This window comes from Aeromicrobium erythreum (genome assembly GCF_001509405.1).
GTDB classification, from domain to species: domain Bacteria; phylum Actinomycetota; class Actinomycetes; order Propionibacteriales; family Nocardioidaceae; genus Aeromicrobium; species Aeromicrobium erythreum.
Map to the genome: position 1 here is coordinate 582,007 of NZ_CP011502.1, position 19,938 is coordinate 601,944.

The 19,938-nt window shown below is 73.0% G+C and carries 20 protein-coding genes; 15 read left to right on the forward strand and 5 right to left on the reverse strand.

The genetic code is table 11. The features are described from left to right. Positions 1–2: 2 nt before the first annotated feature. The 3 genes from folB to Aeryth_RS02865 are packed head-to-tail and all read left to right on the forward strand — an operon-like array spanning position 3 to position 1,428. Positions 3–380 (forward strand): dihydroneopterin aldolase, encoded by a 378-nt coding sequence (gene folB, locus Aeryth_RS02855; protein WP_083516207.1) that lies wholly within the window; start codon positions 3–5, stop codon positions 378–380. Then, complete coding sequence (gene folK, locus Aeryth_RS02860; protein WP_067854409.1) at positions 377–940, forward strand: 2-amino-4-hydroxy-6-hydroxymethyldihydropteridine diphosphokinase; 564 nt, start codon at positions 377–379, stop codon at positions 938–940. The genes folB and folK overlap by 4 nt, the downstream gene beginning before the upstream one ends. After that, positions 940–1,428, forward strand: coding sequence for a DUF3180 family protein (locus Aeryth_RS02865; protein WP_067854411.1), 489 nt, complete (start codon positions 940–942; stop codon positions 1,426–1,428). Before folK ends, Aeryth_RS02865 begins: the two co-directional genes overlap by 1 nt. Before the next feature lie 47 nt (positions 1,429–1,475). Here Aeryth_RS02865 and Aeryth_RS02870 read toward each other — a convergent pair whose 3' ends face one another. Next, positions 1,476–3,152 (reverse strand): DUF885 domain-containing protein, encoded by a 1,677-nt coding sequence (locus tag Aeryth_RS02870; protein ID WP_067854414.1) that lies wholly within the window; start codon positions 3,150–3,152, stop codon positions 1,476–1,478. Between the two features lie 31 nt (positions 3,153–3,183). Further along, on the reverse strand, positions 3,184–4,473 hold the full coding sequence (gene ilvA / locus Aeryth_RS02875) for a threonine ammonia-lyase IlvA (protein ID WP_067854416.1): 1,290 nt from the start codon (positions 4,471–4,473) through the stop codon (positions 3,184–3,186). Positions 4,474–4,645: 172 nt separating this feature from the next. Between ilvA and Aeryth_RS02880 the strand changes: the two genes are divergently transcribed. The 7 genes from Aeryth_RS02880 (at position 4,646) to Aeryth_RS02910 (ending at position 10,371) form a co-directional block, all read left to right on the forward strand. After that, entirely contained in the window at positions 4,646–5,554 is a 909-nt protein-coding gene (locus Aeryth_RS02880) for a Rossmann-like and DUF2520 domain-containing protein (RefSeq protein WP_067854419.1), read from the forward strand. Further along, on the forward strand, positions 5,551–6,399 hold the full coding sequence (gene panC / locus Aeryth_RS02885; protein WP_067854422.1) for a pantoate--beta-alanine ligase: 849 nt from the start codon (positions 5,551–5,553) through the stop codon (positions 6,397–6,399). The genes Aeryth_RS02880 and panC overlap by 4 nt, the downstream gene beginning before the upstream one ends. Positions 6,400–6,401: 2 nt before the next feature. Next, complete coding sequence (gene panD / locus Aeryth_RS02890; protein WP_067854425.1) at positions 6,402–6,872, forward strand: aspartate 1-decarboxylase; 471 nt, start codon at positions 6,402–6,404, stop codon at positions 6,870–6,872. Next, positions 6,869–7,645 carry a type III pantothenate kinase gene (locus Aeryth_RS02895; RefSeq protein ID WP_083516209.1) on the forward strand — a complete coding sequence of 259 codons (777 nt, stop codon included), beginning with the start codon at positions 6,869–6,871 and terminating at the stop codon, positions 7,643–7,645. The genes panD and Aeryth_RS02895 overlap by 4 nt, the downstream gene beginning before the upstream one ends. Positions 7,646–8,968: 1,323 nt before the next feature. Then, on the forward strand, positions 8,969–9,760 hold the full coding sequence (locus Aeryth_RS02900; RefSeq protein ID WP_067854428.1) for a TetR/AcrR family transcriptional regulator: 792 nt from the start codon (positions 8,969–8,971) through the stop codon (positions 9,758–9,760). A 142-nt stretch (positions 9,761–9,902) separates the two neighbouring features. Then, positions 9,903–10,076, forward strand: a complete 174-nt coding sequence (locus Aeryth_RS02905) for a CsbD family protein (RefSeq protein WP_067854432.1) — start codon at positions 9,903–9,905, stop codon at positions 10,074–10,076. Between the two features lie 121 nt (positions 10,077–10,197). After that, complete coding sequence (locus Aeryth_RS02910) at positions 10,198–10,371, forward strand: CsbD family protein (protein WP_067854435.1); 174 nt, start codon at positions 10,198–10,200, stop codon at positions 10,369–10,371. 99 nt (positions 10,372–10,470) lie between these two features. Here the strand turns inward: Aeryth_RS02910 and nhaA are convergent, their stop codons facing one another. Then, positions 10,471–12,303, reverse strand: a complete 1,833-nt coding sequence (nhaA, locus tag Aeryth_RS02915) for a Na+/H+ antiporter NhaA (RefSeq protein ID WP_236749803.1) — start codon at positions 12,301–12,303, stop codon at positions 10,471–10,473. A gap of 193 nt (positions 12,304–12,496) precedes the next feature. On the opposite strand from nhaA, the gene Aeryth_RS02920 reads away from it, so the two are divergent. Next, the gene (locus Aeryth_RS02920; protein WP_067854441.1) at positions 12,497–13,072 is read left to right on the forward strand and encodes a hypothetical protein; all 576 of its coding nucleotides are present in this window, start codon (positions 12,497–12,499) and stop codon (positions 13,070–13,072) included. Between the two features lie 55 nt (positions 13,073–13,127). After that, entirely contained in the window at positions 13,128–14,645 is a 1,518-nt protein-coding gene (gene lysS / locus Aeryth_RS02925; protein ID WP_067854444.1) for a lysine--tRNA ligase, read from the forward strand. Positions 14,646–14,651: 6 nt separating this feature from the next. Here lysS and Aeryth_RS02930 read toward each other — a convergent pair whose 3' ends face one another. After that, entirely contained in the window at positions 14,652–15,581 is a 930-nt protein-coding gene (locus tag Aeryth_RS02930) for a TauD/TfdA dioxygenase family protein (protein ID WP_067854447.1), read from the reverse strand. A gap of 154 nt (positions 15,582–15,735) precedes the next feature. On the opposite strand from Aeryth_RS02930, the gene Aeryth_RS02935 reads away from it, so the two are divergent. Beyond that, a complete protein-coding gene (locus tag Aeryth_RS02935; RefSeq protein WP_144433644.1) occupies positions 15,736–16,230 on the forward strand; it encodes a hypothetical protein in 495 nt (164 codons plus the stop codon). A gap of 122 nt (positions 16,231–16,352) precedes the next feature. Here the strand turns inward: Aeryth_RS02935 and Aeryth_RS02940 are convergent, their stop codons facing one another. Next, positions 16,353–17,999 carry a putative PEP-binding protein gene (locus Aeryth_RS02940; RefSeq protein WP_067854453.1) on the reverse strand — a complete coding sequence of 549 codons (1,647 nt, stop codon included), beginning with the start codon at positions 17,997–17,999 and terminating at the stop codon, positions 16,353–16,355. Positions 18,000–18,169: 170 nt separating this feature from the next. On the opposite strand from Aeryth_RS02940, the gene Aeryth_RS02945 reads away from it, so the two are divergent. Together Aeryth_RS02945 and Aeryth_RS02950 are read left to right on the forward strand one after the other, a co-directional pair. Next, on the forward strand, positions 18,170–18,937 hold the full coding sequence (locus Aeryth_RS02945; RefSeq protein WP_067854456.1) for a DeoR/GlpR family DNA-binding transcription regulator: 768 nt from the start codon (positions 18,170–18,172) through the stop codon (positions 18,935–18,937). Next, positions 18,934–19,902, forward strand: coding sequence for a 1-phosphofructokinase family hexose kinase (locus Aeryth_RS02950; protein WP_067854459.1), 969 nt, complete (start codon positions 18,934–18,936; stop codon positions 19,900–19,902). The genes Aeryth_RS02945 and Aeryth_RS02950 overlap by 4 nt, the downstream gene beginning before the upstream one ends. The last annotated feature ends 36 nt before the right edge of the window (positions 19,903–19,938 follow it).

Genomic DNA, 19,938 nt, shown 5'->3' on the forward strand with positions numbered 1-19,938 from the left:
CGATGACCATGCCGCAGGGACTCGACCGCATCGACCTGACCGGGGTGACCGCGTTCGGGCACCACGGCGTGCTCGAGCACGAGCGCGCGTTCGGCCAGACCTTCGTCGTCGACGTGAGCCTCGGGCTCGACCTCGGCGCGGCAGGTCGCAGCGACGACCTGACGGCCACCGTGAGCTACGCCGACGTCGCCGACCACGTGCTCGCGGTGCTCACGGGGGAGCCGGTGGACCTGATTGAGACGCTTGCGCTCCGTATGGTGGACTGGTGCCTGGCACGCCCGTCCGTCGAGTGGGCGAGCGTGACCGTGCACAAGCCCCAAGCGCCCATCGCGGTGACGTTCTCCGACGTCAGCGTGACGATAGAGCGGAGCCACCAGTGACCGAATCGCCCACGCCGTACGTGCTGGACGCCGACACCATGACGGGCGGGATGCGTCCCATCCGCCAGGCCGTCATCTCGATCGGCTCCAACCTCGGGGATCGACTGAACCGGCTGCAGGGCGCCGTCTCCGCGCTGGAGGACACGCCCGAGGTGCAGGTCGTCTCCGTCTCCTCGGTCTACGAGACGCAGCCCGTCGGCGCCCCCGAGGGCTCCGGACCGTTCCTCAACGCGGTCGTCCTCATCGACACGACGCTCACGGTGCACACGCTGCTGGACCGCGCGCACGCGATCGAGGACGCCTTCGGCCGCGAGCGCTCCGAGCCGGGCGCCCCGCGCACCCTCGACGTCGACCTCGTGGTCGTCGGCGACCGGGTCGCCGACGACGAGACCCTCACCCTCCCGCACCCCCGCGCGCACGAGCGCGCGTTCGTGCTGCTGCCGTGGCTCGAGATCGACCCCGAGGGCGAGATCCCGGGCCAGGGCTTCGTGGCCGACCTCGTCGGCGACGTCGACACGACCGGCGTCGTCCGGCGAGAGGACCTCGAGATCCTTCTGTGATGAACGCGGGACGGACGACCGCCGTCCACGTCGCCGCCCTCGTGGCTCTCGGGCTGCTGGTGGGCTCGGCCGTCAGGCCGGTGTCGGTGCGTCTCGGCGCGTCCCCACCGCGACCGGGCTGGCTCGTCGCCCTGCTGCTCGTCGGGCTGGCCGTCATCGTCGCGCTCGTCGCCTGGAGCACCTGGCAGAGCCTGCACCGGCGCAAGGAGCGCATGACGTCGCAGCACGCCATGACCCTGCTCGCCCTCGCGAAGGCCTGCTGCATCGTCGGCGGGCTGTCGCTCGGCGCGTACGGTGGCGTCGCGCTGTCGTTCGTCCGTGACTGGGACACGACGTACGGCCAGGACCGCGTCCTGCAGGGCGCCGCGGCCGCCGTCGCGGGCCTGCTGCTCCTCGCCGCCGCGCTCGTCCTCGAGCGCACCCTCCACCTCCCGCAGCCCGACGACGAGGACGACGACGCGCCCCCCGGGGCCGCGACGGCCGCCTAGAGCACCGACGCCCTCCCGCTCCGCAGGACGCGGGGAATGGCGATCCCTCAGGCCAGCGCGGAACGCAGGGTGTCGAGGCCGACGGAGCCGAGGCTGAGGGCCTGGCGGTGGAAGGTGCGCAGGTCGGGGCCGTGGGTCGCGACCCAGGCGTCGCGCACCTGCTCCCAGATCCGTTGCCCGACCTTGTAGCTCGGAGCCTGGCCGGGCCAGCCGAGGTAGCGGTTGACCTCGAAGCGGACGAACGGCTCGTTCATGTTCACGTGCTGCGCCATGAAGTCGAAGGCGTACTCGGCCGTCCAGGTGCCCTGGCCGTCCGGACGGGGCAGCTCCAGGTGGACGCCGAGGTCGAGCACCACGCGGGCCGCGCGCATCCGCTGGCCGTCGAGCATCCCGAGCCGGTCGGCGGGGGCGTCGAGGTAGCCGAGGTCGGCCATCAGGCGCTCCGCGTACAGCGCCCAGCCCTCCCCGTGGCCCGACGTCCACAGCGCGCCACGGCGCCACGCGTTCAGCTCGGCCGCGTTCCAGGCCGCGTACCCGCACTGGAGGTGGTGGCCCGGCACGCCCTCGTGGTAGACGGTCGTCAGCTCGCGCCACGTGTCGAACTCGGTGACGCCCTCCGGCACGCTCCACCACATGCGGCCCGGCCGGGCGAAGTCGTCGCTCGGCGGCGTGTAGTAGATCCCGCCCTCCTGCGTGGGGGCGATGCGGCACTCGAGGGTGCGCATCACCTCGGGGACGTCGAAGTGGGTGCGCCCGAGCTCCTCGACGGCGCGGTCGCTCGTCTCCTGCATCCACGCCTGCAGTGCGTCGGTGCCGACCAGCCGGTGCTCCGGCGACGACTCCAGGTGCGCCACCGCCTCCGCGACCGTGGCACCCGGCAGCACCTCGCGCGCGACGGCCTCCTGCTCGCGCACCATCCGCTCGAGCTCCTCCAGGCCCCACGCGTAGGTCTCGTCGAGGTCCACCTCGGCGCCCAGGAAACCGCGCGACGCGAGCGCGTAGCGGTCGCGACCGCAGGCGTCGCGCTCCCGCGCCGCCGGCAGCAGCTCCTCGCGCAGGAAGCCCGCCAGGTCCGCGTACGCCGCGCAGGCGCCGTCGGCGCCACGCCGCACGTCGGCGAGCAGGGCCTCCGGCAGCCCGGCCCGCTGCGCCGACGCGGCGAGGTCGTCGAAGAACGCGCCGGCCGCGGCCTGGCGCTGCGCCTGCTCGGCGACCTCGACCACCTGACGACGCGCCGGAGTGTCGTCGGCGCGCACGCCCTCGCGCAGCGACGCGACGTAGCCCGCCAGCGCCGCGGGCACGCGGGACAGCCGCGTCGCCACGTGCGACCAGTCGTCGACGCTGTCGCGCGGCATCAGGTCGAACACGTCGCGGACGCCCTGGACCGGCGACGCGATGACGTTCAGGTCGTTGCGCCACGTGCCGGCCGCGTGCTCCTCCAGCACCAGGTCGAGCACCCGCACCAGCTCGGCGTGCGTCACCGTGTCGACCGCGTCGACGACCGGCACGTCGTCGAGCCGGCGTCGGGCGGCGCGCGCGGCGTCGGCGAACGCGGCGTGCCCGTCGGGGGAGAGGTCGGTGTACTCGCCCTCGCGACCAGGTCGCCCGAGGGAGACGTGCCACTCCGGCTGGAGCGCGAGCATCGTGTCGAGCCACTCCTCGGCGACGGCGTCGACCGCCGACGGTGTCCGCGCAGCCGGGCCCTCGTGCGTGGTGTCGTTCATCGGTCGTCCTCTCCTCGGGGTCGTGCTCGGGTCAGAGCAGGAAGCGGAACAGCGGGCTCTCGCTCTCGATCCGCTCGATGCGCGGCGGTGCGGCGTCCATGCGCTCGAGCAGGCCCGCGAGGTCCTCGGCGCGGCTCAGCTCCACGCCGACCAGCGCGGGCCCGGTCTCGCGGTTGGAGTGCTTCACGTACTCGAACAGCGTGATGTCGTCGTCGGGGCCGAGCACCTCGTCGAGGAAGCGGCGCAGCGCGCCCGGCTCCTGCGGGAACTCGACCAGGAAGTAGTGCTTGCGGCCCTCGTGGACGAGCGCCCGCTCCACGACGTCCGCGTAGCGGCTGACGTCGTTGTTGCCGCCGGACAGGATGCACAGCACGCGCGAGCCCGGCTCCACGTCCAGTGCCCCGCCGAGCGACGCGGTCGCCAGCGCGCCCGCGGGCTCGGCGATGATGCCGTCGCTCTGGTACAGGTCGAGCATCTCGCTGCAGATGCGCCCCTCCGGGACCGAGAGCATGGTCGGCGCCGACCCGGCCACCGTGTCGAACGTGTGCCGACCGACCCGTCGCACGGCCGCGCCGTCGACGAAGGTGTCGATCGTCTGGAGGGTCACCGGCTCGCCCGCCTCGAGCGCCGCAGCCATCGACGTCGCGCCCGCGGGCTCCACGCCGACCACGCGCACGTGCGGGTGCCGCTCGCGCAGCCACGCGACGCTGCCGGCGAGCAGACCGCCGCCGCCCACGGGGACCACGACGACGTCGGGGAGCGGCTCGCCCAGCGCGGCGAGCTGGTCGAACGCCTCGCGCAGCACCGTGCCCTGGCCGGCGATCGTGCGCGGGTCGTCGAACGCCGGCACGAGCGTCGCGCCCTGCAGCGCCTCGTCGGCCGCCGCGGCCGACACGTCGTCGTACGTCTCGCCGTCGAGCATCATCTCGATCGCGTCGCCGCCGATCGACGCGATCCGGTCGCGCTTCTGGCGCGGTGTCGTGCGAGGCAGGTGCACCCGGCCCCGGACGCCGAGCGCCGCGCACGCGAAGGCCACGCCCTGGGCGTGGTTGCCGGCACTCGCCGTCACCACGCCCGCCGCGCGGGCCTCGGCGTCGAGCTGGGCGATGAGGTTGTAGGCGCCCCGCGCCTTGTAGGAGCGGACCACCTGGAGGTCCTCGCGCTTCAGCCACACGTGCGCGCCGGTCCGCTCGCTGAGCCGGACGCTGCGCTCGACGGGCGTGGTGGAGACGACCCCGGCGAGGCGCTCGGCGGCCGCGTCGACGTCGTCGGCCGTCACCCGCGCCGCGGTCTCGCGGGGCCGTGCTGCGTCCGTGCTCATGCAGCCTGTCTACCCGACCGCCCGGCGGCGCACGGCAGCACCCGTGCACGCCCACGCGGACCGTGTGACCCGCGACACCCCGTGCACCCTGTGCGGCCTGCGTGCCCGGTCGTAGACTGAGGCCGTCAACAGTCTGGTACCCGCTCGCGGGACTGGAACGAGAGGCACCACCATGACGCACCCCCGTCCGCACGCACCCGCGCGCCCGCACGCCTACGGTGTCGTCGGCGCCGGCCGCGTCGGCTCCGTCGTCGCCGCCCGCCTGCACGCCGCCGGCCGTCCGGTCGTCGGCATCAGCGCCCGCTCGCAGGCGTCGCTGCTGCGGGCCCGCACGCTCGTCCCCGAGGTGCCCGTGCGTCCCGCCGCCGACGTCGCCGCCGACTGCGACGTGCTCGTCCTGGCCGTCCCCGACGACGCCCTCGTGGCGGTCTGCGAGGAGCTGTCGACGGTCCTGCGGCCCGGGCAGGTCGTCGTGCACACCAGCGGCCGGCACGGGCTCGACGCACTGAGCGCCGCCACGCGCGTCGGCGCCCGCGCGGTCGCCCTGCACCCGGCCATGACGTTCACCGGCTCGGCCGTCGACCTCGGCCGCGGGTGCGCAATGGGGCTCACCGCCGCCGACACCGAGCGAGCGCTGGCCGAGGACCTCGCGGCGGTCCTGGGTGGCACGCCCGTGTGGATCGACGACGCCGACCGCGTGCGCTACCACGCCGCGCTGAGCCACGGCGCGAACCACCTCGTCACCCTCGTCGCCCAGGCCCGCGACCTGCTCCAGGGCATCGGGGCAGGCGCCGAGGCGGCGACCATCCTGCGTCCGCTGCTCGAGGCCGCCCTCGACAACGCGCTCGACCTCGGCGACGCCGCGCTCACCGGCCCGATCGCACGCGGCGACGTCACCACGGTCCGCGCCCACGTCGACGCGCTCGCCACGGAGCCGTCGTCGACGCGCGACGCCTACGTGGCCATGGCGCACGCCACCACCGAGCGGGCAGCCGCCGACGGCCGCCTCGACCCGGCCACCGCCGCCGTGCTCGACGCCGCGCTCGACGAGCGCCCCCGCGTGTCCGGGCCCGTGCGATGACGCCCGTCGTCGCCCGCACCCGGGCAGAGCTGCGTGCAGCACTCGCCGTCTCCGGCCGGGTCGCGTTCGTGCCGACGATGGGAGCCCTGCACGACGGCCACGCCCGCCTCATGCGGCACGCCCGCCCCCTCGGCGACACGCTGGTCGTCTCGATCTTCGTCAATCCCACGCAGTTCGGGCCCGGCGAGGACCTCGACGCCTACCCCCGCACCCTCGATGCCGACCTGCGGGTCTGCGCGCGGGAGGGCGTCGACGTGGTGTTCGCGCCCGACGTCGACGAGGTCTATCCCGGAGGCCTCGACGACGCCGTGACGCTCGACCCGGGTCCGCTCGGCCAGGTGCTCGAGGGCGCGGCCCGGCCCACCCACTTCCGCGGGGTGCTGACCGTCGTCGCGAAGCTGTTCGCGCTGGTGCGTCCCGACGTCGCCGTCTTCGGCGACAAGGACTTCCAGCAGCTCGCGCTCGTGCGCCGCATGGTGCGCGACCTCGTGCTCGACGTCGAGGTCGTCGGCCACCCCATCGTCCGCGAGGCCGACGGCCTGGCGCTCAGCTCGCGCAACGCGTACCTGACGTCCGAGCAGCACGACCACGCCCTGGCCCTGTCCCGCGCCCTGCGGGTCGGGGTCGAGCAGGCGACCGTCGGTGCCGACGCCGTGCTGAAGGCCGCCCGCGAGGTGCTGGACGCCGCCGACGGCGTCGACGTCGACTACCTCGTCGTCACCGACCCGTTGCTCGGTGCCGTCGACGACACGTACGAGGGGGAGGCGCGGATCCTGGTGGCAGCCAGGGTCGGCACCACGCGCCTGCTCGACAACCAGCCCGTGGTGCTCAGAAAGGGACCCTGACCATGCTCCGCACGATGATGACGTCGAAGATCCACCGCGCCACGATCACGCAGGCCGACCTGCACTACGTCGGCTCGGTGACCGTCGACGCCGACCTGCTCGACGCCGCCAACCTGCTCCCCGGCGAGCTCGTGCACATCGTCGACATCGACAACGGTGCCCGGCTCGTCACCTACACGATCGCGGGCGAGCGCGGCTCCGGCGTGATCGGCATCAACGGTGCCGCCGCGCGGCTGGTGCACCCGGGCGACCTGGTGATCCTCATCGCCTACGGCCAGATGGAGGACGCCGAGGCGCGCGAGTTCCAGCCGAGCGTCGTGTTCGTCGACTCCGAGAACCGCGTGATCGGCACGGGCTCCGACCCCGCCGAGGCACTGCCGGGCTCCGGTCTCGTCCGTGGTGACGTCGTCGAGAACCCGCTCGTGGCGCACGGCGGCGCTGCGGGGTCGCAGGCGGTGGGGGCGGCCCGGTGACCCTGCTGGCGCTTGACGTCGGCAACAGCCAGTCCGTCATCGGCGCGTTCGACGGCGAGCGTCTCGTCGAGCACTGGACCGTGTCGTCGCAGACGCAGCGGACCGCCGACGAGTGGCACCGGCTGGCGCACGGGTTCGTGCGCGCCGCTGGTCTGGCCGACGTGGAGGCCGTGGCGATGTGCTGCACGGTCCCGTCGATCCAGGTCGAGCTGAAGGCGATGCTCGAGCGCTACTACGCGGGCCTGCCGGTCTCGATCGTCGGCCCCGGCGTGAAGACGGGCATCCCGATCCACACCGACAACCCGCGGGAGGTCGGTGCCGACCGCATCGTCAACGCGCTCGCCGCGGCCGAGGTGTACGGGGGGCCGGCGGTCGTGGTCGACATGAACGGCACCGCGACGATCTTCGACGTCGTCGACGAACGGAACCGCTATGTAGGGGGTGCCATCGCGCCGGCGGTCGAGCTGTCGTTGGAGGCCCTGGCCCGCCGCGGCGCGCAGCTGCGCGCCGTGGAGCTGGCGGTGCCGCGCGACGTCATCGGCAAGAACACCGTCGAGGCGGTGCAGTCGGGCGCGGTCTACGGCTTCGCGGGCCTGGTGGACGGGATGGTCGACCGCATCATCGAGTCGCTGGGGGCCGACCCCGACGACGTCGCCGTGATCGCGACCGGCGCCTACGCGGACGTCGTGCTGGACCACTGCACGAGCATCACCACGCGCGACCCGTGGCTGACCCTCACCGGTCTGCGTCTGGTGCACGAGAAGAACCACTGACCCCCAGCGGTGGGTCTCGCTGGTCGAGTAGCGGTAGATCTCGCTGGTCGAGTAGACGGGTCCGGCGAGGGACGAGCCTGGGCCCGGCGTATCGAGACCACTCTGGGCTGTCGCTGGGGGTTGGCTTGCGCTGGGCTGTTGCCGGGTGGTCTCGATACGTCAGGACGAGCTCGCTGGCGCTCGCCGTCCTGACTACTCGACCAGCGGTGGGTCTCGTTGGTCGAGTAGCGCGGAGCCGCGACGAAGGAGCGTGCTCCGGGCGTATCGAGACCACTCCACGCGGTCGCTGGGGGCTGGTCCGCGCTGGGCTGTTGCCGGGTGGTCTCGATACGTCAGGACGTGCTCGCTGGCGCTCGCCGTCCTGACTACTCGACCAGCGAGACCTCCCGCTGGTCGAGTAGCGCGGAGCCGCGACGAAGGAGCGTGCTCCGGGCGTATCGAGACCACTCCACGCGGTCGCTGGGGGCTGGTCCGCGCTGGGCTGTTGCCGGGTGGTCTCGATACGTCAGGACGTGCTCGCTGGCGCTCGCCGTCCTGACTACTCGACCAGCGAGACCTCCCGCTGGTCGAGTAGCGCGGAGCCGCGACGAAGGAGCGTGCTTCGGGCGTATCGAGACCACTCCACGCGGTCGCTGGGGGTTGGCTCGCGCTGGGCTGTTGCCGGGTGGTCTCGATACGTCAGGACGTGCTCGCTGGCGCTCGCCGTCCTGACTACTCGACCAGCGGTGGGTCTCGCTGGTCGAGTAGGCCGACCGGCGACGGTGGAGCTCGGTCGGGCGTATCGAGGCCACTCCAAGCGGTCGCTGGGGGTTGGTTCGCGCTGGGCTGTTGCCGGGTGGTCTCGATACGTCAGGACGTGCTCGCTGGCGCTCGCCGTCCTGACTACTCGACCAGCGGTGGGTCTCGTTGGTCGAGTAGCGCGGAGCCGCGAGGGACGAGCGTGCTCCGGGCGTATGGAGACCAGTCCACGCGGTCGCTGGGGGTTGGCCCGCGCTGGGCTGTTGCCGGGTGGTCTCGATACGTCAGGACGTGCTCGCTGGCGCTCGCCGTCCTGACTACTCGACCAGCGAGACCTCCCGCTGGTCGAGTAGCGCGGAGCCGCGACGAAGGAGCGTGCTCCGGGCGTATCGAGGCCACTCCACGCCGTCGCTGGGGGTTGGCCCGCGCTGGGCTGTTGCCGGGTGGTCTCGATACGTCAGGACGAGCTCGCTGGCGCTCGCCGTCCTGACTACTCGACCAGCGGAGTGTTCCGCCGGGACCCTGTCGTGCTCCTGTGCCGATGCTCAGGTCGTGGGTCCCACTACACCGTGGCACGATCCCCCCATGCCCTCGACGCCCTCTCGGCGCGGCACGCTGTCGCGCCGCACGATCGCGGAGGCTGCATTGCAGCTGATCGACGAGGAGGGCGTGGGCGCGGCCTCGATGCGGGCGATCGGCAAGCGGCTCGGGGTCGAGGCGATGAGCCTGTACAAGCACGTCGGCACGCGCGACGACCTCCTCGACGCCGTCGTCGACCTGGTGGTCGCCGAGCTGGACGCCGACCCCGAGGTGCTGCGGACGGCCGAGCACGGCTGGCGCGACTACCTCGAGCGCCTGGCGCGCGGCGTGCGCCGCTACGCCCTCGCCCATCCGCACGCCTTCCCGGTGGTGGCCACGCGCCCGTCGGAGGCTCCGTGGATGAACCCGCCCCTGCGCTCACTGGCGTGGATCGAGTCCGTCCTCGAGGCGCTGGAGGCGGAGGGGTTCGACGACGACGAGGTCGTGTTCGCCTACCGCTCGTTCAACAGCTTCCTGCTCGGCTACCTGCTGATGGAGACGGGTGCGCGCACCCTGCGCGACCCGAAGGACGGCGACGGGTCGTTCGGCGCGGGGGCCGACGCGTCGGAGGCGGTCCCTGGCGGCCTGTCGCCGACCCGTGACGCCGACCAGCAGGACGCCGTGGCGGAAGCGTCGACGCCGGAGCAGGTGATCGACCCCGCGGGCATGGTCGACGAGGGGACCTATCCGACGATCCACCGCCACGCCGCCCGGCTCGCTGCCGACCGCTACGCCGAGGAGTTCGAGCGAGCGCTGGCGGAGATGCTCGACGGGATCGCCTCGCGCCTGGCGGAGTGACGTCGCGCGGGGGACCTCCGACCTCGCCTCGCGTCGTGACGGACGTCTCATGAGATCGCGTTGCGGCCCGTGGCTTACGGCGTAAGGTTTACAACGTAAGCCGAACGGTTCGGCTCTCCACCCACCCACTCAGGAGGACGACATGAGCTTCATCGACAAGGCCAAGAACACCGCCGAGAAGGTTGCTGGCGAGGTCAAGGAGGCCGTGGGCAAGGCCACCGACGACAAGGACCTGCAGGCCGAGGGCAAGAAGGACCAGACGAAGGGTTCGCTCAAGAACACGGGCGAGGACATCAAGGACGCCTTCAAGAAGTGAGCCGTCCGGGGGGTACTGAGAACTCTCTGAGGAGTTCGGCATCACCGTCACTTCGAGTTGCCGCCCCCCGCAGCCGCCGTAGCGTTTTAGTTGTCACCCCACCGATCCAAGGAGGATCACCATGAGCTTCATCGACAAGGCGAAGAACACCGCTGAGAAGGTCACCGGCGAGGTCAAGGAAGCCGTGGGCAAGGCCACGGACAACAAGGACCTCCAGGCCGAGGGCCAGAAGGACCAGACCAAGGGTTCGCTGAAGAACACCGGCGAGGACATCAAGGACGCCTTCAAGAAGTGACGTCCGCCTCGCACGTACTGCGAGAAGCCCGGTCGACCGCGAGAGCGGTGACCGGGCTTCCTCGCGTCCTGGGCTTGCGACGCGCAGAACGCGGAGGCGTCAGGGCGTGGGGCGTCGCGCGTCGAGCGCGGCGATCAAGGTCGGCGCGTCCCATTGACCGTCGTACCGCTCGGTGCCGATGAAGAACGTCGGGGTCGCCGCGACGTCCATCAGGTCGGCGTCGTCCTCGTCCTCGCGCACCCGACGCAGCACGTCGTCGGCGTCGAGGTCGGCCTCGAACCGCACGAGGTCGAGCCCGATCTCGTCGGCGTAGCGCAGGAGGTCGAGCCGCTCGAGCTGGTCCTGGTGGGCCCACAGCAGCCGCGCGTAGTCGAAGTGTCGGCCCTGCAGGTGCGCCGCCTCGTAGGCGCGGGCCGCGAGCTCGGCGTGCGGGTGGTGCTGGTGGAGCGGCAGGTGCCGCCACACCCAGACGACGTCGCGGCCGAAGTGCTCGATGACCTCGTCGACCATGCCGGTGGCCCGGCTGCAGAACGGGCACTCGAAGTCGCCGTACTCGACGAGCACGAGCGGGGCGTCGGTCGGCCCCTTGTAGTGGTCGCGGCGCGGGTCGAACGGGCGCAGCAGCACGGTGCCCGGCGGGACGACGGGTCGTCGGGCGTCGAGCGCGCGCAGCACGGCGGCGCCGAGCACGAAGGCGAGCACCGACGCAGCGAGCACGCCGACCCTGGCCTCGTCCTGCGCGGCAGGGTCGTCGATGGCGATGCCGACGATGAGCAGCGAGATGGTGAACCCGATGCCCGACAGCGCGGCACCGCCCGCGACCCGGCCGATCGTCAGGCCGGGGGCGAGCACGCCGAGCCTCAGCCGCTGCGCGAGCAGGGTCGCCCCCGTGATGCCCACGAGCTTGCCCACGACGAGACCGGCGACCACGCCCCAGAACAGCGACGACGACATCGAGCGCCGCAGCGTCTCGGAGTCGAGCACGACTCCGGCGTTGGCCAGGGCGAAGACGGGCAGGATCACGTACGCCACGTACGGCGCGAACGAGCGCTGGAGCCGCTCGTTGATCGAGATCGACTCGCGCAGCTGGCGCCCCGCTGCGGCCGCGTAGGCCGGGTTCGGCGACTGCCGGAAGGCGCGGGTCAGCTCCACGACCCGCTCCACGTCGTTCTGGCGCGGCGCGGCGACGGGGATGAGCAGCGCGACGGCCACGCCGGCGAGGGTGGCGTGCACGCCGGCCTCGTGTAGCCCGAACCAGACGACGACCGACAGCACCGCGTACAGCGGTCCGCGGCCTGACGGCATGAGCCGGACGAGTGCGATGAGCCCCAGCGCGACGAGTGCCACGAGCAGCGGGACGACGTGCAGCTCGTCGGTGTAGAAGAGGGCGATCGCGGAGAGCGCGCCGATGTCGTCGACGACGGCGAGGGTCAGGAGGAAGACGCGCAGCCGAGAGGGGTGCTGCGGCCGGATGATCGCGAGCGCGCCCACGAGGAAGGCCGTGTCGGTCGAGATGACCACGCCCCACGCGTGCGCCTGCCCGGAGTCGCGCGCGATGAGCAGGAACACCAGGGCCGGCACGACGAGGCCGGCGAGGGCGGCCGTCGCTGGCACGATCGCGCGGGAGCGGTCGGTCAGCTCGCCGATGGTCAGCTCCCGCTTGACCTCCAGGCCGACGGCGAAGAAGAAGAACGCCATGAGTGCGTCGTTGACCAGGTGGTAGAGGTCGAGCCCCATCGACCACTCGCCGACCGCGACGCGCGCGTCGGTGTGCCAGAACGCGTCGTAGCCGCTGCCGAGGTTGGCCCACGCAATCGCGGCGACGGTCGCGACCAGCAGCAGCGCCGCGCCGACCTGCTCGGTCTCGGCGTCGGCGAGACCGCGCCGCAGCCGGGTGGCGCGGGACTCGGTGAGGGTGTCGGGGTCGCTCACGGGCGACATCCTGGCAGGCCGGTCATGGTGGTGGCCAACCTCGACGCCGACCGATCTGTTCCTCACGCGCGTCCGCCGCGGGTGAACAATCGGTGATCTCCCTGCCGCCGTCGGGCGGTCTGTGCGAGGCTCAGCCGGCCTTGACCGCCCCTCACGCCCCGTTGGAGGTCTGATGCGACGACGACGCACCACCATGGTCTCCGCGATCGCCCTCGTCCTGGTGATCGGAGGCTGCAGCGAATCCGGTGAGGAGGTCGCCGCCTTGGACGGACCCGTCGACCTTCGGACGGCGTCGGGGAGCAGCTCCAGCTGGCGGCCTGCGTCGGCCGGACGCGAATGGACCGCCAACGTCGCGTTCGACATCTGCGTCAAGGGTGGCGGCGAGGCGACCGTCCGGACGCTGGAGGTGAACGGATCCCCGGCGCGGTCGGGCGGGCCGGTGACGGGCTACCTGCACGTGAACGACGAGGTCGGGACGTCCGGGTTCATGGCGCTCACAGGGGACCCGCAACGCCTCTTTCGCGAGTACGGCGGCACGGCGACGCCGATCGACGGGGCGCGCTTGGACCGTCCGTGCCCGCGCACATCGCCCGGCTTCGCCCAGCTGGTGATGAGCATCGCCGTACCGCCGGAAGGGTTCGCGATCCGCACGTACGGGATCACCTACGAGATCGACGGAACGTCGTACAGGGCCACGAACGATGAGTGGACGTACGTCGCCTGCGGTACGGAGCAGCCCCGAGAGATGTGTTCGGGAGTGGCGAAGTGACTCGAGGTGGGACGCGCCCGGGCACCGTCGATGCCCCCAACTAGGCTGTCGTCCCGTGAGCGACTCCCCCCGGACCCCCGACGAGAACGCGGTCGACGACCTGCCCGAGCAGCTGCGGATCCGTCGCGAGAAGCGTCAGCAGCTCATCGACGCGGGCATCGAGCCCTACCCGGTCGACCTGGGGATCACGCACACGATCACGCAGGTGCGCGACGCGTACGACGCCGAGACGCTCGGCCCCGACCACCACTCCGGCGACGTCGTCACGGTCGCCGGCCGCGTCATCTTCCGGCGGGGCACGGGCAAGCTGGTCTTCGTGTCGCTGCGCGAGGGCGACGGCACCGCACTGCAGGCCATGGTCTCCCTCGACGGCGTGGGGGAGGAGTCGCTCGACCGCTTCAAGCAGCTCGTTGACATCGGCGACCACCTCACGGTGACGGGGGAGGTCATCACGTCGCGCCGCGGCGAGCTGAGCGTGCAGGCGTCGTCGTGGGCGATCGCGGCCAAGACGCTGCGTCCGCTGCCCAACGAGCACAAGCCGCTGTCGGACGAGGCGCGCAGCCGCATGCGCTACGTCGACCTCATCGTCCGTCCCGAGGCCCGCGAGACGGTGCGCGTGAAGGCGAAGGTGCTGCAGTCGCTGCGCCGCACGCTCGACGCGCGCGGCTACGTCGAGGTCGAGACGCCCGTCCTGCAGCACACCAACGGGGGCGCCGCCGCGCGACCCTTCCACACCCACGTCAACGCCTTCGACGAGGACGCGCTGCTGCGCATCGCGCTCGAGCTGCACCTCAAGCGCTCGCTCGTGGGCGGCATCGACCGGGTGTACGAGATCGGCAAGACGTTCCGCAACGAGGGCGTCGACAACACCCACAACCCCGAGTTCATGATGCTGGAGGCGTACGAGGCGTACGGCTCCTACGACACGATGGCCGAGCTGACCCGCGACCTCGTCGTCGACGCTGCGCGGGCGGTGGGCAAGACGGTGGTGCCCGGACGCGACGGCACCGACATCGACCTCGAGGCGCCCTGGCGGCGCGCGACCATCCACGAGCTCGTGGGCGAGGCGGTCGGCGAGAGCGTCGACGTCGAGACGTCGCAGGAGACGCTGACGGCGCACGCCGCTCGGCTCGACGTCGCCCTGCAGGACCACTGGGGACCCGGCGAGATCGTGCTCGAGCTGTTCGAGAAGCTCGTCGAGCACACCCTGGTCCAGCCGACGTTCGTCTGCGACTACCCCGAGGCCGTGCGACCGCTCGCCAAGAAGCACCGCAGCACGCCGGGCCTCGTGGAGGCGTGGGACCTCATCATCAACGGCGTCGAGCTGGCACCCGCGTACACCGAGCTCAACGACCCGGTCATCCAGCGCGAGCGGCTCGAGGAGCAGGCGCGCCTGGCGGCCGCGGGCGACCCCGAGGCGATGGACGTCGACGAGGACTTCCTGAGGTCGCTGGAGTTCGGCATGCCCCCCGCGGGCGGCCTGGGCCTCGGCGTCGACCGCCTGGTCATGCTGCTGCAGGGCGTCGGCATCCGCGAGGCGATTCTCTTCCCGATCTCGCGGCGCGAGGCCTGAGCCAGGTCACACCGAGTAGGTCGACGCGTCGCCCTGGCGCAGCGTGGAGCGCACACCATCGGTGCTCACCGGGACGGTCCCGGCGACCGTGATGCGGTGCATGACGCGGTGGTGGTCGTCGTAGTCGGCGACGGCGTAGTGCTGCGTGGCGCGGTTGTCCCAGATCGCGACGTCGCCGGGCTGCCAGCTCCAGCGCGCGGTGTTCTCGAGCCGCGTCACCTCGCGCTGCAGCAGCTCGAAGACGTCGGCGGAGTCGCGGGTGGACAGGCCGACGAGCCGCTTGACGAACTGGCCGAGGAGCAGCGAGCGCTCGCCGGTCTCGGGGTGCACGTGGACCACGGGGTGCTCGGCCTCGAACAGCCGCGAGCCGAACTCCTCGCGGTAGGTCTCCTCGCGGACGTCGATGCCGCCGATGCGCTGCTCGTCGACGTCGGCGGCGTAGTCGTAGCGGTTCGTGTGCACGGCCCACAGCCGGTCGGCCATCGCCTGGAGCGCCGGGTGCAGGTCGGCGTAGGCGGCTGCGGTGTTCGCCCAGACGGTGGTGCCGCCGTAGGGCGGGAGGGTCACCGCGCGCAGCACGCTGATGGCGGGCACGCGGTCGACGAAGGTCACGTCGGTGTGCCAAGCGTTGGCCTTGCCGTGGGAGGAGTCGATGGGCAGGACCGCGTTCGCCGCGCCGCGCACGGTGGGGTGCGGCGACGTCGGCGTGCCCAGCAGGGCCGCGAACGCGTGGTGGTCGGCGTCGTCGAGGTGGTGCTGCCCGCGGACGAAGACGACCTTGTGGCGCAGCAGCGCGGCGCGGACGTCGTGCACCTCCTCGGCCGTCAGGTCGCCGCCGAGCCGCACGCCGGACACGACCGCACCGATCCGCGCCCCCACGGGCGCCACCTCCACGCGCGAGCGGGTGGTGGTCGGGTCGGGCGCGGTGAGGGTCATGGGAGGCTCCGTGGTCGACGTCGGTGACGTCACCACCGTGCGCCTCGTCGTCCTCGCGTGGGGACGGTCTCGGAGTGTGGACGCACGGTTCGGCGGGCGGCGGAGGTCGGCGCGGGCCAGGATGTCGGTCGAGCGTCGACGACAGGAGACCGCGGTGAAGCCGTTCAAGGACCTCACGCAGGCGGGGCTGGTCGCGCGCGCGTTCATGGTCTTCCCGCTCGCCGCTGTCGGCATCGGGCTGCTCGGCTACGGCGACACCCACGGGATCGTGTGGATGCTCCCCGTCGGGGGCGTGCTCTTCGCCATCGCGTTCGTCGTGATCGGCCTCTGCGCGTTCCACGGGTTCAACGGGCCGTTGTCGTTCGGACGCCCGATGCCCCCACGGCGCGACGGGACGCGGGGCACGCCGGAGGAGGACGACGCGGAGCGTGAGGAGATCCGGGAGCGCCTTCGGCAGACGCAGCGCCGCGGTCTGACGGTGTTCCCCCTGGCCTTGGCCGGGGTGGTACTGGGGATCCTCGGCGAGGAGCTGCCGAACGAGACGATGTCCACGCTCGCCCCCTACGTGTTCGGCGCCGGGTTCGTGCTGCTCGCTGCGGCGACCCTCTCGGGGATGATCCCGCTCATGCGCCACCTCTGGCGACGCTGACCCGCCTGGCCACTCACCTTGGTTCTTCCGCGCTCGCCTGCGGATGATTCCCGGGGTGAGCGAGGGGTCGCCGTGGTCAGCTGCTGATTCCCATCAACTGATGGGAATCAGCCAGCAGCGCGTCAGGCGTCGAGGACGGCGGCGACGGCCTCGCGGGCGGAGGCGGGGTCGGCGGCGGCGAGGGCGGCCCGCGCGGCCTGCTGGCACTGCTCGAGGGTCACCGACGCGAGCCGCGCGCCCACGGGCCGCACGGCCGACGCCGCGCACGACAGGGAGGTGACGCCGAGGCCGACGAGCACGCAGGCGAGCGCCGGGTCGGCGGCGGCCTCGCCGCACACGCCCACCGGCTTGCCGGTGCGCTCGCCGGCGCGCGCCACGGCCTCGACCAGCACGAGCAGCCCGGGCTGCCACGGGTCGGTCAGGTCGCCGAGCTCGGCCGACATGCGGTCGGCCGCGAACGTGTACTGGCTGAGGTCGTTCGTGCCGATCGACACGAAGTCGACGTGCTCCAGGACCCGCTCCGCGAGCAGCGCGGCCGACGGCGTCTCGATCATCACGCCGGGCGTCAGTCCGCGGGTGCGGCACTCCGCGGCGAACGCGGCAGCCTCCGACGGCACCGAGACCATCGGCGCCATGACCCAGACCGTCGCCTCCGACGCCTGCGAGGCGGCGGCCACCGCGTCGAGCTGGTGGGCGAGCAGCTCCGGCAGACGGCGGCCGACGCGCAGGCCGCGGACGCCGAGCGCGGGGTTGGCCTCGGTGCCCATGTCGGCGAACGCGAGCGGCTTGTCCGAACCGGCGTCGAGCGTCCGCACGACGACCTTGCCCGACCCCGCCGCCGCCAGGACGGCGCCGTAGACGTCGGTCTGCTCCTGCACGGTCGGCTCGGACGGGCGGTCGAGAAAGCTCAGCTCGGTGCGGTACAGGCCGAACCCCTCGACCGGCTCCTGCGCGGCACGCTCGGCCCCCTTCGCGTCCTGGACGTTGGCGAGCACCTGCACGGCGTGACCGTCGGCGGTGCGCCCCGGGCCCTCCCACGCGGCGCTCGCCGCGCGTCGCTCGGCATCGGCCTCGGCGCGTGAGGCCGCCGCGGCGGGATCGGGCAACAGCACGACCTCGCCCGTGCCGCCGTCGACGAGCGCGGTGTCGGGCAGCTCGCCGGGGAGGTCGCTCACGCCGACGACGCACGGGATGCCGAGCTGGCGGGCGATGATGGCCGTGTGGCTCGTGGGGCCGCCCAGCCGGACGGCGATGCCGACCACGAGCGCGGGGTCGAGGCCGGCGGTGTCGGCCGGCGCGAGGTCGTCGGCGAGCAGCACCGACGGCTCCGACGGCACGCCGACGCCGGGCTCGGGCTGGCCGAGCAGCTCGGCGACCACACGGTCGCGCACGTCGCGCAGGTCGGTGACGCGCTCGGCCATGAGCCCGCCGGCGGCCGTGAACATGGCGACGAGCTCGTCGACGGCGAGCGACGTGGCGGTGGCGGGGCCGCTGCCTGCCTTGGCGTGCTTGGTGACGAGGGCCGCCAGCCCTCGGTCCTGCACGAGCGCGGCCGTGGCGCTCAGGACCTCCGACGCCGACCCGCTCGCGAGCGCGGCGCGCTCCTGCAGTCGTCCGGCGACGGTGGCCGCCGCGGCGGCGAAGAGCTCGGCCGTGTCGTCGCGCGCGGGCTCGTCGGAGGGGACGCGAGGACGGTCGCCGGGCACCAGCACGGCGCCGTGCCCGACGCCGGCGACCACGGGGGTCCCGGTGAGGGTGACCGCCGTCATGAAAATCTGTGGGGATGTGCCCGACATGCTTGACATGGCCCGAGACTATCGCGTAGAACAGCAGACATCAACATCAAATCCACACAAATCCACACGACGCGGTGACGCAGGACACCCTGCACCCCTCTGCACCGTGTCGTGAGACGTGGACCGGACACCAGGAGCCCTCTGTGTACGCCGCCGAACGCCGCGCACTCCTCGCCGCCCGCCTCAGCGAGCACGGCCGAGTGAGCGTCGTCGACGCCGCGGACGAGCTCGGGGTGTCCGGCGAGACCATCCGTCGCGACCTCGACGTGCTGCAGCGTCACGGCCTCGCCCGTCGCGTGCACGGTGGAGCCGTCGCCCGCACCGTCGCCCAGGCCGCGGAGCTCGCCGTCACGGACCGGGCCACGCAGCACGCGCCGGAGAAGGAGGCGATCGCGCAGGCCGCGCTCGCACTCCTGCCCGACACCGACGGCTGGGTCGCGTTCGACGCCGGCACGAGCACCGCGGCCCTCGTCGACGCGCTGCCCGCCGACGCCGCGTTCGACGCCGTGACGCACGGGATCGACGTCGCCGGCCGGCTCGCGCGGCACGAGGGCGTCTCGCTGCTCGTGGTGGGTGGGCGCGTCCGTCCGACGACGGCCGCAGCGGTCGGCGCCGACACCGTCGCCGCCTACGGGCGCATGCGTCCCGACGTCGCCTTCATCGGCGCCAACGGCATCGGTCTTGAGCGTGGGCTCACCACGCCCGACGTCGAGGAGGCGGCGGTCAAGCGGGCGCTCGTGGCCGCGGCCCGTCGCGTGGTCGTCCTCGCGGACTCCTCGAAGATCGACACCGAGTACGCCATGAGCTTCGCCTCCATCGACGAGCTCGACGTGGTCGTCACCGACAAGGGCGTCACGCGCGAGCAGGTCTCGCGGCTCGAGCGCGCGGGCCTCGAGGTCGTGGTCGCATGATCGTCACCCTCACCGCGCACCCCGCCATCGACCGGCTGGTGTGCCTCGACGGGCCGCTCGAGCGCGGCGCCGTGCTGCGCACCTCGGCCTCGACCGACCAGCCGGGCGGCAAGGGCATCAACGTCGCCCGCGTCGTCCAGGCGGCGGGCGTCGACGTCCGGGCCGTCGTCCCGGCCGCCCCGGGCGACCCGATCCTCACGTCGCTCGAGCCCACCGGCCTCGCCGTCGTGCAGGTGCCGGTCGCCGGCGCCACCCGCGTCAACCTCACCCTGACCGAGCCCGACGGCACCACCACGAAGCTGAACGCACCCGGCACGCCGCTCGACGCCGACGAGCGCGAGGCCCTCGTGGCGGCGCTCGTCGACGCCGCTCGTGGTGCGTCGTGGGTCGCGCTGTGCGGCTCGCTGCCCCCGGGCGTGCCCGCCGACCTGTACGCCGGGCTGGTGCCGCGGCTGCGTGCCGTGGGCGCCACGGTCGCGGTCGACACGTCGGGCGCCGCGCTCGCCGCCGCGCTGGCCGACCCGTCGACGGCACCCGACCTGGTCAAGCCCAACGGGCACGAGCTGGTCGAGCTCATCGGGGGCGACGGCGACGCGATCGAGGCCGACCCCGAGCTCGCCGCGCACGAGGCGCAGCGCCTGCGTGCCGAGCGCGGTCCGGCGGAGGTGCTGCTGACGCTCGGCGCCACCGGCGCCGTGCTCGCGACAGCCCGCGGCACCTGGTTCTGCGCCACCCCGCCGGTCACGCCGCGCAGCACCGTCGGCGCGGGCGACTCCTCGCTCGCCGGGCTGCTGCTGGCCCGCGAGGCCGGCGCCGACGACGCCACCGCGCTCGCCGCGGCCGTCGCGCACGGCAGCGCGGCTGCCTCGCTCGACGGCTCCACCCCGCCGACCCCCGCCGACGTCGCCGCGCTCGAGCCCGTGCGGGCCCGACGCCTCGACGCCGTCGCGCACCCCACCCCCTGAGCAGCACCACACCCAGCACCACCCCAGCACCGCGCA